Source organism: Labilibaculum filiforme (genome assembly GCF_002843315.1).
Lineage (GTDB): Bacteria > Bacteroidota > Bacteroidia > Bacteroidales > Marinifilaceae > Labilibaculum > Labilibaculum filiforme.
This window is the reverse complement of sequence record NZ_MVDD01000005.1, coordinates 42,414-56,524: the sequence shown is the minus strand read 5'-3', so window position 1 is coordinate 56,524 and position 14,111 is coordinate 42,414. Positions and strand designations below refer to the sequence as shown.

Genomic DNA, 14,111 nt, shown 5'->3' with positions numbered 1-14,111 from the left:
TTATCTACTTGTTTAAGTTTTGTAAATTAATAAAAACTAATAATTTTATCTAACAACGAGTAAATAGTAACGAGATGGAATTAAAAATTAATGATTATCCTTTTGGGGCGAGACCAGAAGTAACTAGGCCTAATAAGGATCTTTTAAAGTATTTGGGAGAAAGTGGTATTCGGAAATTAGTCGATGATCATTATGAATTGTTGAGAAAAAGTAAGTTTAGCCCTTTATTTCCGCAAGATAGAGAGGAGTTTGAAGAGGCAAAGCTTCGTTCATCGGACTTCTTTATTCAGGTATTGGGCGGACCAGAATATTTTAATCAGAATAGGGGAGCACCTAAATTGGTAAACCGGCATGCTAATTTTAAAATTACAGCAGAGGCTCGTCTGGTTTGGATGCAAAGCTACCAACAACTATTGCCTGACTTGGATGTGCCCGAGGAGGTGATTCTTTCTTTCTGGAACTATCTGGATGTATTTTCGAGTTGGATGGTAAATTCAGAAGCATAAAAAAAGAGATCAAATTATTTGATCTCTCTTTTGTGTGTGTTTTCAACAGATTTATGCTTTTACATAAAGTCCATTGCTGTCTTTAAAACTTCCTAATGCAATCATTATAAGATCAATTAAGATCCAAATTCCAAAGCCACCTAGGGTTAGTATCATTAGTATGCCTGTTCCTGTTTTGCCAGTGTAAAAACGGTGAATACCTAGTCCTCCAAGAAAGAAGCATAAAAGCAGCGTAGCAATAAAATTTTTGTCACTTTTTTGAAGCGTAATTTGATTTTCCATATCGAATAATTATTATTGGTTTCAACGAATTTAATAATTATTTATTGTATTGAAACGGTTTGGTTTAATAAAAAAAAAGCTGTTGAAATAATATTCAACAGCTTTTTTTATATCGTATTTTATCAATTAGATAATCAACATTGCATCGCCATAAGTTCCAAAACGATATTTTTCTTTGATTGCTTCCTGATAAGCAGCCATTACTTGATCGTATCCTCCAAATGCACAAACCATCATTAGTAAGGTGGAAAGCGGCAAATGAAAATTGGTAACCATGCTATTGGGAACGCTAAATTCGTAGGGAGGGAAAATAAATTTATTTGTCCATCCTTCAAATGGTTTTAATGTTCCTTGGGTAGATACAGAAGTTTCTAAAGTACGAACAACAGTAGTACCTACGGCACAAATATTTTTCTTCTTTTTCTTTCCTCTGTTTACTTTTTTAACGGCCAAATCGTTAATTTCGATCTGCTCCGAATCCATTTTGTGTTTGGTTAAATCTTCAACATCTACAGTTCTAAAATTACCCAAACCAACGTGTAAAGTAACCTCAGCAAAATCGATTCCTTTAATTTCTAAACGCTTCATTAATTCGCGGCTAAAGTGCATTCCAGCAGTAGGTGCAGCAACAGCACCTTCGTGTTTTGCGAAAATTGTTTGGTAACGTTCAGCATCTTCAGGCTCCACCTTACGTTGATCTATAATTGATCTTGGCAGAGGTGTTTTTCCTAGGCTATATAATGCTTCTTTAAATTCTTCATAAGGTCCATCAAATAAAAAGCGAAGGGTTCTTCCTCTAGAAGTAGTATTGTCGATTACTTCGGCAACGAGTAAATCATCATCGCCAAAATATAATTTGTTACCGATTCTAATTTTACGTGCAGGATCAACTAATACATCCCATAATCTTTGCTCGCGATTTAATTCGCGCAATAAGAATACCTCAATTTCTGCTCCTGTTTTTTCTTTGTTTCCAGATAATCTTGCAGGGAAAACTTTGGTATTATTAAAAACCATAACGTCTTCATTGTCAAAATATTCGATAAGATCTTTGAAGATTTTGTGTTCGATCTTACCTGTATCTTTGTGAAGCACCAATAAGCGAGATTCATCTCTATTGTAGGCTGGATGTAAAGCAATAAGTTCGCTTGGTAATTTGTACTTAAACTTCGATAACTTCATAATGCTGAATGACTTTTATATTGGATTTTTTTTTGATAGGCGATGGTAAAGCTTTTCCTTTTACGAAAAGACCGCAAGATAGTTATAAATTTTCTAAGTATTTTATAAAATCTTCAATTTCAAGTGCATCCTTAATGTGAAAATCGCCGATTTTAGTTCTTTCCAATGCTGTTAAGTGTGCACCACTATTTAGTTCTTGACCAATATCACGGGCAAGTGCTCTTATATAGGTTCCTTTACTACAAACAACTCTAATTTTTAGAATGTCTTTTTCAAATTCAAGCACCTCTATTTCATCAATGGCAAGTGTTTTCTTTTTTATCTCAATTTCCTGACCTTTACGGGCATATTCGTACGCTCTTTTTCCATTAATTTTTACGGCCGAATAATCGGGAGGACGTTGCTGTATTTCTCCGATAAAACCTTTTAATGTTTCATCAATCAGTTCTTTAGTGATATGCTGGAATGGATGTGTTTGATCAATTTCAGTCTCTAAATCGAAGGAAGGGGTTGTTGCTCCTAATTTAAGAGTGGCAATGTATTCCTTCACCTGAGATTGATAACTATCTATTTTTTTAGTGTATTTTCCAACGCAAACAATTAACAAGCCTGTTGCTAAAGGATCGAGTGTTCCTGCATGTCCAACTTTTACTTTCTTGTAATGAAATTGATGCTTTATTTTATACTTTATCTTATTTACTAAATCAAACGAAGTCCATTCGTAAGGCTTATTAAAAAGAAGTAAAGCGCCTTCTTGGAAATCGTTATCGGTTTCAAATTGAATCATTTAGTGTCGGATTTAACGGGAGAGCCCTGTTTTAAAATTAGGCTGCAAAAATAGCAATTAGTCCGATAATCAGACAATAAATTGCAAAATAGATGAGTTTCCCTTTTTTCACCAATTTAATCATCCAGCTGCAGGCTAACAAACCAGAAAGGAAAGCACCAATAAAACCAACTACTAAAGGCATTAATTCTACCGATCCTTGTGCGCTGTAAGTGCCTTTACAAATGCTTAAAATATTTTCTCCGATAATAGGTACTAAAACCATTAAGAAGGAGAATTTTGCAACTTCCGATTTCTTATTTTTTAAAAGTAATCCGGTAGCTATGGTTGCTCCCGATCGAGAAATTCCTGGAAGAATTGCAACAGTTTGAGCCATTCCAATTATAAAGGCATCCCGAAATGAAATTTCTTTTTCTTTTTGTTTTGCGTAGTAGGTAAATGCTAGAAATGTGGCAGTTATTAGTAGCATAAATCCTACCAAAAGTAAAATTTTATCGGTATTAAAAATTTCTTCGACCTGATCTTTAAAAAACACACCAACAATTCCGATTGGAATCATCGAAAGGGCAATTTTAGCGATGTATTGAGTTGATTCGTTCCACTGAAAGCTGAAAAGGCCTTTCAGAAGCTCTAGAATTTCTTTTCGAAAAACAATAATGGTACTTAAAACAGTTGCTCCGTGCACAACTACGGTAAATGCTAAATTGTTTTCGGCATGTATGCCCAATAAGGCTTTGCCAATTTCTAAATGACCACTGCTGCTTACTGGCAAAAATTCGGTTAATCCTTGCAGTAAGCCTAAAAGTAAGGCTTCAATCCAGTTCATACTAGGTAAAAGGAATATTTCCGCTTAAGTTTTCGGAAAATAAATAATAAGGAGATATTTATTGTTCTTTAGGCTTTTTCATGATGGCATAAATTTCGAAAGCGAAACCAAACAATACCACCATCGGAGCTAAAGTAATTCTTCTAAAACTAAAAATACTCTCATCGAATACATTAGGATCATCCGATCCACCGCCCATCATCAGTAAAAATCCTACTATAATAATCACAAAACCAATAACAATAAGTTGGTAGTTTTCTTTGGAAAGAGCAAAATCCAGTTTTTTATCTTCTTTGTTCATGTTCTCAAATTTTGTCTGTTTTGACAATTAGTTGCCAAATTTACAATAAAAAAGTATTTATGTGCGCCTTGACTTGTTAAAAGTGCCTAAATATTAAGAGCTAATCTGTTTTAGTATCGATACAAATCGCTGTTTAAAATTTTAAATTAGAACTGCTTAATACAACGAACGGGATTCGAGTCGCAAGTATTTGTTTACAGCAAATAAGGTAGATATCCAGGTAATGAAAAGTCCAATTGCCAAGATTAAAAGGAATAAAATACCTATCATTTCAACATTACTAAAGTTAATTACTTGGCTCAATTCTTTTTGAGAAAGATATATTACTCCCGATAGCATGGCGTTGGCAATTAGTGCACCTATAACTCCGTGTAGTAAGGTTTTTGCCATAAATGGTCTTCGAATAAACCCTCTGGTAGCACCAACCAATTGCATGGTGTTAATGATAAAACGTTGCGAGTAAATAGACAAACGGATGGTGTTGTTGATTAGTGTAAAAGAGATTGTAAAAAGTAAAGCACTAAAAGCTAGAATAATTAAACTGATTCTTTTTACATTTTCGTTTACCAAGTGTACCAATGATTTCTGATAGGCAACCTCCTGAACCTGAGATTGTTTTAGTAACTGTTTTTCGATTACCGCAATACTATCTGTGTTGGCATAGCCAGCATATAGTTTTACATCTATCGATGCGCGAAGCGGGTTATAACCTAAAAAGGAAATAAAATCTTCGCCCAATTCTTTTTCGAATTCTTTGGCTGCAGTTTCTTTATCAACATATTCGGTAGCTTTCACATAGTTACTGGCATCTAATATTTTTTGCAGACGACGAATCTCTACTTCTTTAATATTATCTTTTAAAATTACCGAAACTCCAATATTTTCTTTCACATAATTGGATATCTGATTGGCATTTAAAATAAGCAAACCCATAAGCCCTAACATGAAAAGAACCAATGAAATACTTATTATCGATGTTATGTAGGAGGAGCGAAGTCTTCGTTTTGTACCTTTCTCTTTGTATGCCATTTGAAATGAAATTAAAGAATTCTGTCTGATCTATTTAATCAGATGCTTATCCGGATTTGTCCGTATGTCATGCGAAAATACGATTTTTCAATTAAAATATATCATACTTATATGAATTTGAAATGCTTTCACAAGAAATCAATTTTGTTAAATTTGTGAACAAATCGAAATCTAATACACAACAGCACGGTGGGAATCATTCGACAACAAACCATAAAAGGAACTGTAGTTTCCTATTTTGGCGCCATTTTAGGACTAATAAATACGGGTATTTTATTTCCTCGTTTTTTAGATCCGGACCAGATTGGTTTAATTTTATGGTTGGGAGCGATTACTACCGTTGCGGCACAATTTTCTTCTTTAGGATTTAATAGTGTAACTGGTCGTTTGTTTCCTTATTTCCGAAACGAAAATAGGAATCACAATGGATATCTTTTTATTCTATTTTGGGTGGGAATAGTTGGGTTTCTTATTTCTTTGACTTTCTACTTTTTGCTGCATCCATTAGCGGTTAGTCTTTATGCTGAAGCTTCTCCTTTATATCTCAATTATCTAGTTTATTTAATTCCCTTAGTATTTTTTACTCTTTTTTTCAGTTTGTTCGATGGTTACAACCGAGTAATGTACGACGCTGTTTCGGGAACTATTTTTCAGGATATTGTGTTTAAGGTACTGAACATGAGCATTATTTTTCTGTTTTGGTTAAAGGTGATTGACTTCTCACAATTCGTTTTTTTCTACGTGTTGGCTTATTGTTCCCCAGCAGTTTTCCTGTTTATTTTACTTTGGTGGCGCGGACAAATTTCTTTTGCTTCGAATCTGAAGTTTGTGACTCCGGAACTTCGAAAATCCATAACTAGTGTGTCTTTATTCGGGATATTAAATGGACTGAGCGACAAGTTAGCAAATCAGATCGATCGAATTATGATTGTGAGTTATATTGGTTTAGGAGCCAATGGAATTTATGGTATTATGGCCTATTTTGGAGTATTTGTATCTATGCCTGCCCGATCCTTACGAAAAATATCAAGTACAGTACTCGCTGAAACCTGGAAAAAGAACGATTTAAAAAGCATTGCAAAAATTTACTCTCAGAGCGGATTGCATCAATTTATGCTTGGAAGTCTTTTATTTATAGGTATATGGGTAAATGTGGATAATGTACTAGAAATAGTAACAGAAAAATTTATTGAGGGGAAATATGTTATCTTTTTTATTGGTTTGGGTAATGTAATTCAGATGCTTTCAGGAGTGAGTGGAGTTGTAATTCAAACCTCGCCTTACTACAAAATGCAAACCCTCTTTATGGGTGCTTATGGTCTTTTGGTAATTACCACCAATTTAATCATGATACCACTTTGGGGAATAAATGGAGCAGCTGTTGCTTCCTTATTTTCAACCTTTGTTTTTAATTTGTCGAAGTATTTGTTTCTATTGAAAAAGTACAAGTTTCAACCTTTTAATTTTAAATACCTACTGGTGATTTTGATCGCTTTGTTAGCTTATTTTTCTGGCTATCTGTTGCCAAAAATGAATTGGTATGTAGTTGATATCATTGTAAGAAGTACTTTGGTAGGAGGAATTTATGTGCTACTTACTTTTTTCCTAAAAATATCGGACGATTTTAATGGTTTTGTCAAGGAAAAATTAGGGGTTAAATAAAATTTTAACTTCTGATTTTTCAGCTAAAAAAAGATTCGATTACATACATTCGCTGGGTATTAGGGCACATCCTCTGTTTCTTATCTCCTTATGATTATCTATTCTAAATCTAATTAGTTTTCATTGAAGTATATTATGTAGTATTGTTTCTATATTTACTAAATATAAACACTTTAAATGTAAATAAATGAACAGAGTACATTCAATTAAATTAGTTGTAATCTTTATGATGCTGTTTCTTTCGGTATCCTGCAGTAAAGAAGATGTTGAGAAAGAAACAAGTACCGATAAAGGTGAGGTTGAATTCTCCATGAATATCCTAAATGGCGAGTTGAAATCTGAATTGCTTTCTACGTTAAAAGTCTCCGAAAACAAAATTTCATCTGTTATTGTAAGTATTACTAACAAGACTGGAGAAGTTATTTATAACAAAGAAAAAATTCAATTACTTAATATGAATGGTTATTATATAGCCAGTCCGATTAGTTTGCTTGTTGGAGATTATTTATTGACTGAGTTTCTTGTAATGGATGAGGATAATAATGTTGTTTATGCCTCGCCTCTTGCCAGTTCAAAAAAAGCTTATTTAGTGGAAAGTCCGCTTTCTATTAATTTTGAGGTAAAGAAAGATGAGGTATTAAAGTTGGTTCCAGAAGTTTTAAGTGTTGGGACTAGTTCTCCAAGTGATTTTGGATATTCAACCATAAGTTTTGATGTGGTTTCTACTTTTGATTTTTCATTAAGTGCATTTGTTTATAATTCTACGATTAAAAATTGGGATTTAAGCTCTGCAACTTTAGTTTTGAAAAATGAAGATAAGATATTATATGAGGGCGATATAGAAGCTATTACTAACACCATTAGTGTAAGAGATGATGTTTCTACATATGATATGACCATTTCTAAAACCGGTTATAAAACTTATACTTATTCTTTTTCGCATGACTCTTTGAACTATTATAATAGTAATGGGAGTAATGGACCATTAAAAATTATTTTGGTAGAAGATATTGAAGTTAAGCCTGTTGAATTTATTACTGTTGAGGGAGGTACATTTCAGATGGGTAGTATGGATGGAGAATCTAATGAGCAACCTATACATTCTGTGACAGTTGGATCTTTTGAAATTAGTAAGTACGAGGTAACACAGATTCAATTTATCGAATTTCTTAACGACATAAGCTGCAATGCTGATGGTACTTATAATGATAATGAATTCGGTAATATTCAATATATAGACATGGCTGATAGTGACTGTCCTGTTGGATATTCTATTGGTCGGTTTTATTTTAAAGGTAGCAGTATGATCCCTTCAGATGAATGTCCAGCTAATGAAATTACTTGGTATGGTGCAAACGCCTATTGTAAATGGGCCGGTGGTAGATTACCTTACGAGGCGGAGTGGGAATTTGCTGCAAAAGGTGGGAATAGTAGTAATGCCTTTACCTACAGTGGTAGTAATGTTTACGATGATGTAGCATGGAATATTCTTAATGATGAAAATCAAACTCATCCAGTAGGACAAAAACAAGCTAACGAACTTGGTATACACGATATGAGTGGTAATGTATATGAGTGGTGTTTTGATAGATTAGGTGATTACAGCAGTGATAGTCAAATAAACCCTACAGGTTCCGTAGATGGTGTAAAGCGTGTAAGAAGAGGAGGTGGATGGAACAGTGATTTTATCTATTGCCGATCCGCTTTTCGTTCATTTCATTTTCCTGAAGATAGTAATAATGACGACGGTATTCGTGTAGTGCGTTCTATAAAATAAGATTTTTACACAGAATTAATAAGCGATTGAATTATTCGATCGCTTATTAATTTAATTATAAATTACTCTTTAATAATCTCGATTATTTCGGTAGTTGAAATAGAAGGAGTTCTTTCTAAATATTTAACCTCACATAGCGATTTAAATTCATCAAATCGGCCTTCCCAGTCGTTTCCCATTACCAAAACGTCAGCATTGAATTGTTGGATGTAATTTCCTTTTAATTCTAATGATTCTTCGTAGAATACTTCATCAACTACTTTTAAAGCTTCAATAATTCGTTTACGATCTTTTTCCGAATAAATAGGGTTTTTCTGTTTTTTAGAATAGTTTAAAGCATCTGTCGAGATACCAACAATTAAGTAATCGCCTTCCGCTTTAGCGCGTTCTAAAATACGTAAGTGTCCAATGTGAAAAAGGTCAAATGTTCCAAAGGTGATAACTCGCTTCATAGTTTTGATTTATTTATTCTTGCGAAGATAATGTTCCTGAATGAAATTAAAAATTCTTTGCGAACTGTTATCGTCTGTATTGAGATATGATTTTTGGATGATTTCGGTTCTTGCACGCACAAAATCATCATTTTTAGTAAATGTATTTAGTAAATCGTGCTCCAATTTTTCTTGTGTGGTAGAAATTGGCCCAACAATAAAATCGTTAAAGAAAGTATGCAGTTCACGATCTTTTGTTTCGTATTTTTCACGATCATATAGTAAGAAGAATACGGGTTTGTTCAGTAAAATATAATCCATGTAAATGGAAGAGTAATCGCTCACCATTCCATCTATTACTGGTAAAAGAGGGTAAACATCTTTCACGTTATCGTACCAAATAATTCGATCAAACTCGTTGCTGATCGATTTGTATTGTGGTAACGGATGCAGTTTGAAAATAAAAACAAAATTATTAGCAATAGCGAATTCATTCAGCTTTTGCAGATCAAGAATTCCATCGGAAATACCATCCCCACCGGTATCGCGAAAAGTTGGTGCATACAAAATAGATTGTATTCCTTTTTTACGCAATTCAGTTACTTTTTTAATGGTTTTCTCGTCCGAGTTAATTAAAGCATTCTTATACTTGCTTGGGTTTACGATAATGTCGTTGCGAGGATATCCCGTATTAATGAAGTGATCGGAAATAAATGCCGGCTTAAAGAATTGCTCAGTAAAGAATTCTCCGGTTGAGATAAGCGCATTGTAAATAGGTAATTTACCCACAAAATTTAGTATAAATCGACGATAAAGTGAGCTGGTTTCCTGAATAAAGAATTTGTTACTGCGTTGAATTTTTTTAAATCCGATTCCGTGCCAGATTTGAACAATTTTCGCTCGCCAGAACAATTGAAATCGGCAGTTATCCATCCATGAAAAATTATCTACAACAAAAACCTTGGTTCTAAGTATGATCCAATATGCCTTTACGGATGGGTAATATAAAATATTGGAGTATTCCGGTTTAAGTGTTTCATAAGTCTCTTTATTGGCAGTTAGGAGATAGCATTCCTGCTCTTTTTCGTTCTCGGATAAGTAGAGGAAAAAAAATTTCACATTATCAATAAAAAAACCATCTTTTGCGCCCATAAGCACCATTAGATTCTTTTTTTTTGGAATAAGGTAGGTGATTGGAACAATAAAAATCCATCCCAAAAGGGTGGTAAGAAATATAATAGGTTTAGAATGCTTATTTAAGTTCATTTTTGTAGCCTTAAATCATGGTTTAAATACGTAAATAGTTTTGCAAAAGCTTTCGGGACTAATTATTAATTCAATTTCTTAATTTCCTGAAACACACGTTCACAGCTATTGGCATCCTGATAAGTGTGATACATATCTCGGATTTTTTTACGCCATTTGGCATGGGTTTGCGTCTGCTCGAAATATCGTTGTAGATGCGTTATAAATTCTTTTTGTGTACTTGATTTTGCTCCCGGAGTATTCTCATCGAAATCGATAAAAAAGCCTTTATATTGCTTGTATTCTTCTAAATCGTAAGGTAAATAAATAATAGGTCGATCCAATAGCAAATAGTCAATCCAAAGTGAGGAGTAATCGGTTACCAAAATATCAACGAAGGGTAATAAATCATACACATCGGGGAATCGATCCTGATCTGCTTTTATTACTCTTTCGATTGAAAAGAAATCATGGGTTTTTTCAAGCGATTTTCGTTTAATATCCTCCTTATGTCCGCGAACTAGAATATAGGCATCTTCTTTTTCTAGAAAATTAGAAAGTTGTTTTGCATCGAAATCCTCGAAAGGGAAAAAGTGAGTTTTATGGCCTTCTTCGCGCCAAGTTGGTGCGTATAAAATTATTTTACGATCGAGAAATGGATTTGCAAGCAGTAAAGAAGGGCTCAAATTAATATCTTGAAGCAAATAATCATTACGAGGCAAGCCACTTACCCAAACATCGTTCATATCTATATTAAATCCGGCGCCATGAATAATTTGTTCCAAGGGAGAACAGCCTGCCATGTAACTGTATTTTTGCAATTGCTTGTGTTTGGCATATTTTCGCCAAGGAGGCGTTTGCAAAGCCATCTTTTTCATAGGTGTTCCATGTCCTAAATAGATGATGTTTTTGCAGTTTTCGTGCAGATAGTACGGTTTAAAAGCGGCTGCACTAATTCCATAGGAAAGAATAACATGTTTGGTTCTTAAAAAGAGAAAAAATCCTTTTAAGGACCAGGAATAAACTACCTCTCCGGGAAATTTAATGTTTAATTCACGGTACAAAGATTTGTATGGCGTGAATAGAATGCTGTTGAAATCATTTTTTTCGCGCATGTATTCAAACAAGTATTTCGAATTGTCGAAATAGACCTTCTCGGTCAGGAAGAAAAGAGCAATTCGCTTGTCTTTTGGAACCAATTTTTCCAAAATAAAATAGATCGAACGCATAATAAACAGTACAATATGCAAAAAGACAATTTTCTGCATAAAATTGAAAAACTGCTGTGTTCGTGTGTACTTACTACTCATTTTTAATGGTTTCTTTTCTGAAATTTTTAATGCTAACTACTATTCCTCCAGCAAAAAGCAGGAAGAAAACTATCATACTACTTACTGAAATTTTCTCACCAATAAAATACCCTTTAGGCTCAAATTTGAATTCAATTTGGTGTTTTCCAGCAGGTAATCGCATTGCTCTCAATACATAGTTGGCTCTAAAGTGTTTGGCTTCTTTTCCATCGATATACGAATTCCAACCTGGTTGGTAATACATTTCCGAGAAGACTGCCACCTGCTCCGAATTTGCTTGGTAATTGTAGATGATTGCATTTGGAGAGTAATTCGTCATTACTATTCCTGCGGAGGAATCGGCTACAATATTTAGGTTTTGTAATTGATCCTCGAATCGTTTATCAACCAATACTTCTTCCGAAGGATTAAAGGCATGCAAAGCCATAATTTCTTCGTTCGAATTGGCTACAATTTTGTACGAAGAAACCAACCATGCATTCCCTAGTGCATCTGGATTGTAAACTGCTGTTAAACCTTCTTCCCCTTGAGTGATAAAGTAACGAGCATTCAGCATATTTAGCACTTTGGTATTGCCTTTTTCGATATGATAATCGTACAATTCCTGAATTCGTCGAAGTTTGGCTCCATGATATCCACCAATTGATTTGTGGAAATAGGAAGTTCGTGCATTTTGGAAGGGAGAACCTGCTTTTTCAAAAACACGATAATTACTGTTGTAGCTTACTGCCCAAATTTGAGCGGCTACTTTTTCGTAATCGCTGGCTTTCCGATGCTCTTTGGTATATGCTGTTACAGCTTGTTTTGCAACATCCTGTAATTTTGGATTGTTGTTAATTTCCGATTGAAGAATTTGATAATCAGCCATTGTAGGCATATAGGCCAAATTCAATTCTTTCTTATCAACAAAATTATCGTTTGTGGTGAATCGTTTGTTTACAGGATACAAATCGACAGCAATTAGTAGGATAATAATCGCAATAAATATTTCTGATTTTATGTATTTCTTGTAGAAAACAAACAAGGCAACTATTGCAAGACCAATGAAAATAATTGTTCTTAGCGCATCAGCTCTAAAAATTGCTATTCGAGCATCAATTAAATCGTTTTGAATTTGACTAATAAAACCTAAAGCAGTTGGATTGGCTTGACCAATTTGTTGGAAATAGCCTTGTTCCATTTTGCTCATAAAATCCAGACCAAAAGTAGGAAGTAGATACAGCAAAATTGCAAGTCCACCTGTTAAAACAAATGGAATTACTAGAACATTTAATTGGATAGAGGAGAAAGCTATTTTACGTTTTAAAACCTCCGGATCTTCAATAATTTTCTTGAGTGCGAGTATGGCTAGTAGGGGAACACAGAGCTCTACAATAACCAAAATAGAGGAAACAGCTCTAAATTTATTATACAGCGGAGCATAATCGAAGAAAAGACCCGTTAAAAATTGAAAATTATGACCCCAAGAGAGCATTATTGCCAAAATGGTGGCTGTAAGTAATCCCCATTTTAAACGTCCGCCAACAATAAAAAGACCTAAAACAAATAGAAATAGGATAATGGCACCTAAGTAAACCGGACCAACTGTAAAAGGTTGATTTCCCCAATAATGATGATTATCTACTTGTTCCATGCCGTAATAATCACCAACACTTTTTATTTGGCCACTGTTAATATAATTCAATACCTGCATGCCTTCCTGCGGAGAACCACCTCCACCTTTTGCATTGGGTATCAGTAAACTTAAGGTTTCCTGAATGCCATAACTCCATTGGGTTCCATAGTCTTTATCAACTCCAGAAGTTTTGTTGTCCTTATCGCCTAATGTAAGTTCCGATTTGGCACGTATGGTTGATTTTGTGTAATCGTACGAATTATATAAGTTGGTAAAATTTACGCCGAGCGCAATGATCGAGGCAATGGCAAGTACACCAACTGCTTTAAAAAAATGAGCTAAGTTTTTTTGTTTTAACTGATAATAAAATTCAAAAATCAGGATACAAATAACCATGATAACAAAGTAGTAGGTCATCTGAATGTGGTTGGAGTACAACTCCATGATTAGGAAGAAGGTAGCCAGTAATCCTCCCCAAAGATATTTTCCTCGAAAAACCAGCAGTATCCCGGCAAGGGCAGGAGGGATAAAAGCCAATGCATTTACCTTCCACAAGTGACCAGCGCCAATAATAATAACAAAGTAGGTAGAGAAGGCATAGGCAATTGCACCAGCAATAGAAAGCCACGGATTCACTCGTAAGCTGATTAATAGAATGTAAAAACCAATCATGTACAAAACCAGATACTTCACCGGATCAGGTGTGTTGAATTCCATCAATTGCTTAAAAACAGACATGTCTTTTGCCTGATAATCGACATTAATATGATAGGAAGGCATTCCGCCAAACATGGAGTTAGTCCACAGGGCATTTTCTCCTGTTTTATTTCGGTAATCGATGATTTCTTTTTTGGCTCCCCAAGCATTAATTGAATCGCCTTTTTTTAATACTTTACCTTCTAAAGCTGGTTGAAAGTAAATAAAAGCAATGCTTAAAAAAATAAGAATAGAAACCAGATGAGGTAATGCAGACTTAAATATCGACTTAAAACTCATAGTAAGTTATGAATTAGGACCCTGATAGTTATCGGGGATAAATTATGAGTGAATCAAATCATAATTCATCATGAATAATATTAATTTTCAATTCAGCCCCTAAAATACAAAAAGCACAGAACATTTTGCCCTGCGCTTCACTTAATATTTTACAAGAATCAA

At 34.2% G+C, this 14,111-nt stretch carries 13 protein-coding genes; 3 read left to right on the top strand and 10 right to left on the bottom strand.

What is annotated here, in order from left to right; translation table 11 throughout:
• The first annotated feature begins 74 nt into the window (after nt 1–74).
• Complete coding sequence (locus BZG02_RS08420) at nt 75–506, top strand: globin domain-containing protein (protein WP_101260987.1); 432 nt, start codon at nt 75–77, stop codon at nt 504–506.
• Nucleotides 507–557: 51 nt separating this feature from the next.
• Here the strand turns inward: BZG02_RS08420 and BZG02_RS08415 are convergent, their stop codons facing one another.
• The 6 genes from BZG02_RS08415 to BZG02_RS08390 form a co-directional block, all read right to left on the bottom strand.
• Complete coding sequence (locus BZG02_RS08415; RefSeq protein ID WP_101260986.1) at nt 558–788, bottom strand: NINE protein; 231 nt, start codon at nt 786–788, stop codon at nt 558–560.
• Between the two features lie 126 nt (nt 789–914).
• Nucleotides 915–1,970 (bottom strand): tRNA preQ1(34) S-adenosylmethionine ribosyltransferase-isomerase QueA, encoded by a 1,056-nt coding sequence (gene queA / locus BZG02_RS08410; RefSeq protein ID WP_101260985.1) that lies wholly within the window; start codon nt 1,968–1,970, stop codon nt 915–917.
• An 82-nt stretch (nt 1,971–2,052) separates the two neighbouring features.
• Complete coding sequence (gene truB / locus BZG02_RS08405) at nt 2,053–2,757, bottom strand: tRNA pseudouridine(55) synthase TruB (RefSeq protein WP_101260984.1); 705 nt, start codon at nt 2,755–2,757, stop codon at nt 2,053–2,055.
• A 37-nt stretch (nt 2,758–2,794) separates the two neighbouring features.
• Complete coding sequence (locus BZG02_RS08400) at nt 2,795–3,583, bottom strand: undecaprenyl-diphosphate phosphatase (RefSeq protein ID WP_101260983.1); 789 nt, start codon at nt 3,581–3,583, stop codon at nt 2,795–2,797.
• A 58-nt stretch (nt 3,584–3,641) separates the two neighbouring features.
• Entirely contained in the window at nt 3,642–3,884 is a 243-nt protein-coding gene (locus BZG02_RS08395; RefSeq protein WP_101260982.1) for a DUF3098 domain-containing protein, read from the bottom strand.
• 156 nt (nt 3,885–4,040) lie between these two features.
• On the bottom strand, nt 4,041–4,913 hold the full coding sequence (locus tag BZG02_RS08390) for a cell division protein FtsX (protein WP_101260981.1): 873 nt from the start codon (nt 4,911–4,913) through the stop codon (nt 4,041–4,043).
• Nucleotides 4,914–5,102: 189 nt separating this feature from the next.
• Here BZG02_RS08390 and BZG02_RS08385 point away from each other — a divergent pair, with 189 nt between their 5' ends.
• Both BZG02_RS08385 and BZG02_RS08380 read left to right on the top strand, forming a co-directional pair.
• The gene (locus BZG02_RS08385; protein WP_101260980.1) at nt 5,103–6,575 is read left to right on the top strand and encodes a lipopolysaccharide biosynthesis protein; all 1,473 of its coding nucleotides are present in this window, start codon (nt 5,103–5,105) and stop codon (nt 6,573–6,575) included.
• A 187-nt stretch (nt 6,576–6,762) separates the two neighbouring features.
• A complete protein-coding gene (locus BZG02_RS08380; RefSeq protein ID WP_218972189.1) occupies nt 6,763–8,352 on the top strand; it encodes a formylglycine-generating enzyme family protein in 1,590 nt (529 codons plus the stop codon).
• A 62-nt stretch (nt 8,353–8,414) separates the two neighbouring features.
• Here BZG02_RS08380 and BZG02_RS08375 read toward each other — a convergent pair whose 3' ends face one another.
• The 4 genes from BZG02_RS08375 to BZG02_RS08360 form a co-directional block, all read right to left on the bottom strand.
• Nucleotides 8,415–8,804, bottom strand: coding sequence for an FAD synthase family protein (locus BZG02_RS08375; protein ID WP_101260979.1), 390 nt, complete (start codon nt 8,802–8,804; stop codon nt 8,415–8,417).
• Between the two features lie 9 nt (nt 8,805–8,813).
• Nucleotides 8,814–10,049, bottom strand: coding sequence for a CDP-glycerol glycerophosphotransferase family protein (locus tag BZG02_RS08370; RefSeq protein ID WP_101260978.1), 1,236 nt, complete (start codon nt 10,047–10,049; stop codon nt 8,814–8,816).
• A 65-nt stretch (nt 10,050–10,114) separates the two neighbouring features.
• Entirely contained in the window at nt 10,115–11,338 is a 1,224-nt protein-coding gene (locus BZG02_RS08365) for a CDP-glycerol glycerophosphotransferase family protein (RefSeq protein ID WP_101260977.1), read from the bottom strand.
• Nucleotides 11,331–13,949 carry a YfhO family protein gene (locus tag BZG02_RS08360; protein WP_101260976.1) on the bottom strand — a complete coding sequence of 873 codons (2,619 nt, stop codon included), beginning with the start codon at nt 13,947–13,949 and terminating at the stop codon, nt 11,331–11,333. The genes BZG02_RS08365 and BZG02_RS08360 overlap by 8 nt, the downstream gene beginning before the upstream one ends.
• Nucleotides 13,950–14,111 lie beyond the last annotated feature (162 nt).

What these genes read in the sequence shown, in the direction of transcription:
- BZG02_RS08375 (WP_101260979.1), bottom strand. Translation starts at nt 8,804, where the DNA reads ATGAAGCGAGTTATCACCTTTGGAACATTTGACCTTTTTCACATTGGA.
- queA (WP_101260985.1), bottom strand. Translation starts at nt 1,970, where the DNA reads ATGAAGTTATCGAAGTTTAAGTACAAATTACCAAGCGAACTTATTGCT.
- BZG02_RS08380 (WP_218972189.1), top strand. Translation starts at nt 6,763, where the DNA reads ATGAACAGAGTACATTCAATTAAATTAGTTGTAATCTTTATGATGCTG.
- BZG02_RS08365 (WP_101260977.1), bottom strand. Translation starts at nt 11,338, where the DNA reads ATGAGTAGTAAGTACACACGAACACAGCAGTTTTTCAATTTTATGCAG.
- BZG02_RS08420 (WP_101260987.1), top strand. Translation starts at nt 75, where the DNA reads ATGGAATTAAAAATTAATGATTATCCTTTTGGGGCGAGACCAGAAGTA.
- BZG02_RS08360 (WP_101260976.1), bottom strand. Translation starts at nt 13,949, where the DNA reads ATGAGTTTTAAGTCGATATTTAAGTCTGCATTACCTCATCTGGTTTCT.
- BZG02_RS08370 (WP_101260978.1), bottom strand. Translation starts at nt 10,049, where the DNA reads ATGAACTTAAATAAGCATTCTAAACCTATTATATTTCTTACCACCCTT.
- BZG02_RS08415 (WP_101260986.1), bottom strand. Translation starts at nt 788, where the DNA reads ATGGAAAATCAAATTACGCTTCAAAAAAGTGACAAAAATTTTATTGCT.
- BZG02_RS08390 (WP_101260981.1), bottom strand. Translation starts at nt 4,913, where the DNA reads ATGGCATACAAAGAGAAAGGTACAAAACGAAGACTTCGCTCCTCCTAC.
- BZG02_RS08395 (WP_101260982.1), bottom strand. Translation starts at nt 3,884, where the DNA reads ATGAACAAAGAAGATAAAAAACTGGATTTTGCTCTTTCCAAAGAAAAC.
- truB (WP_101260984.1), bottom strand. Translation starts at nt 2,757, where the DNA reads ATGATTCAATTTGAAACCGATAACGATTTCCAAGAAGGCGCTTTACTT.
- BZG02_RS08400 (WP_101260983.1), bottom strand. Translation starts at nt 3,583, where the DNA reads ATGAACTGGATTGAAGCCTTACTTTTAGGCTTACTGCAAGGATTAACC.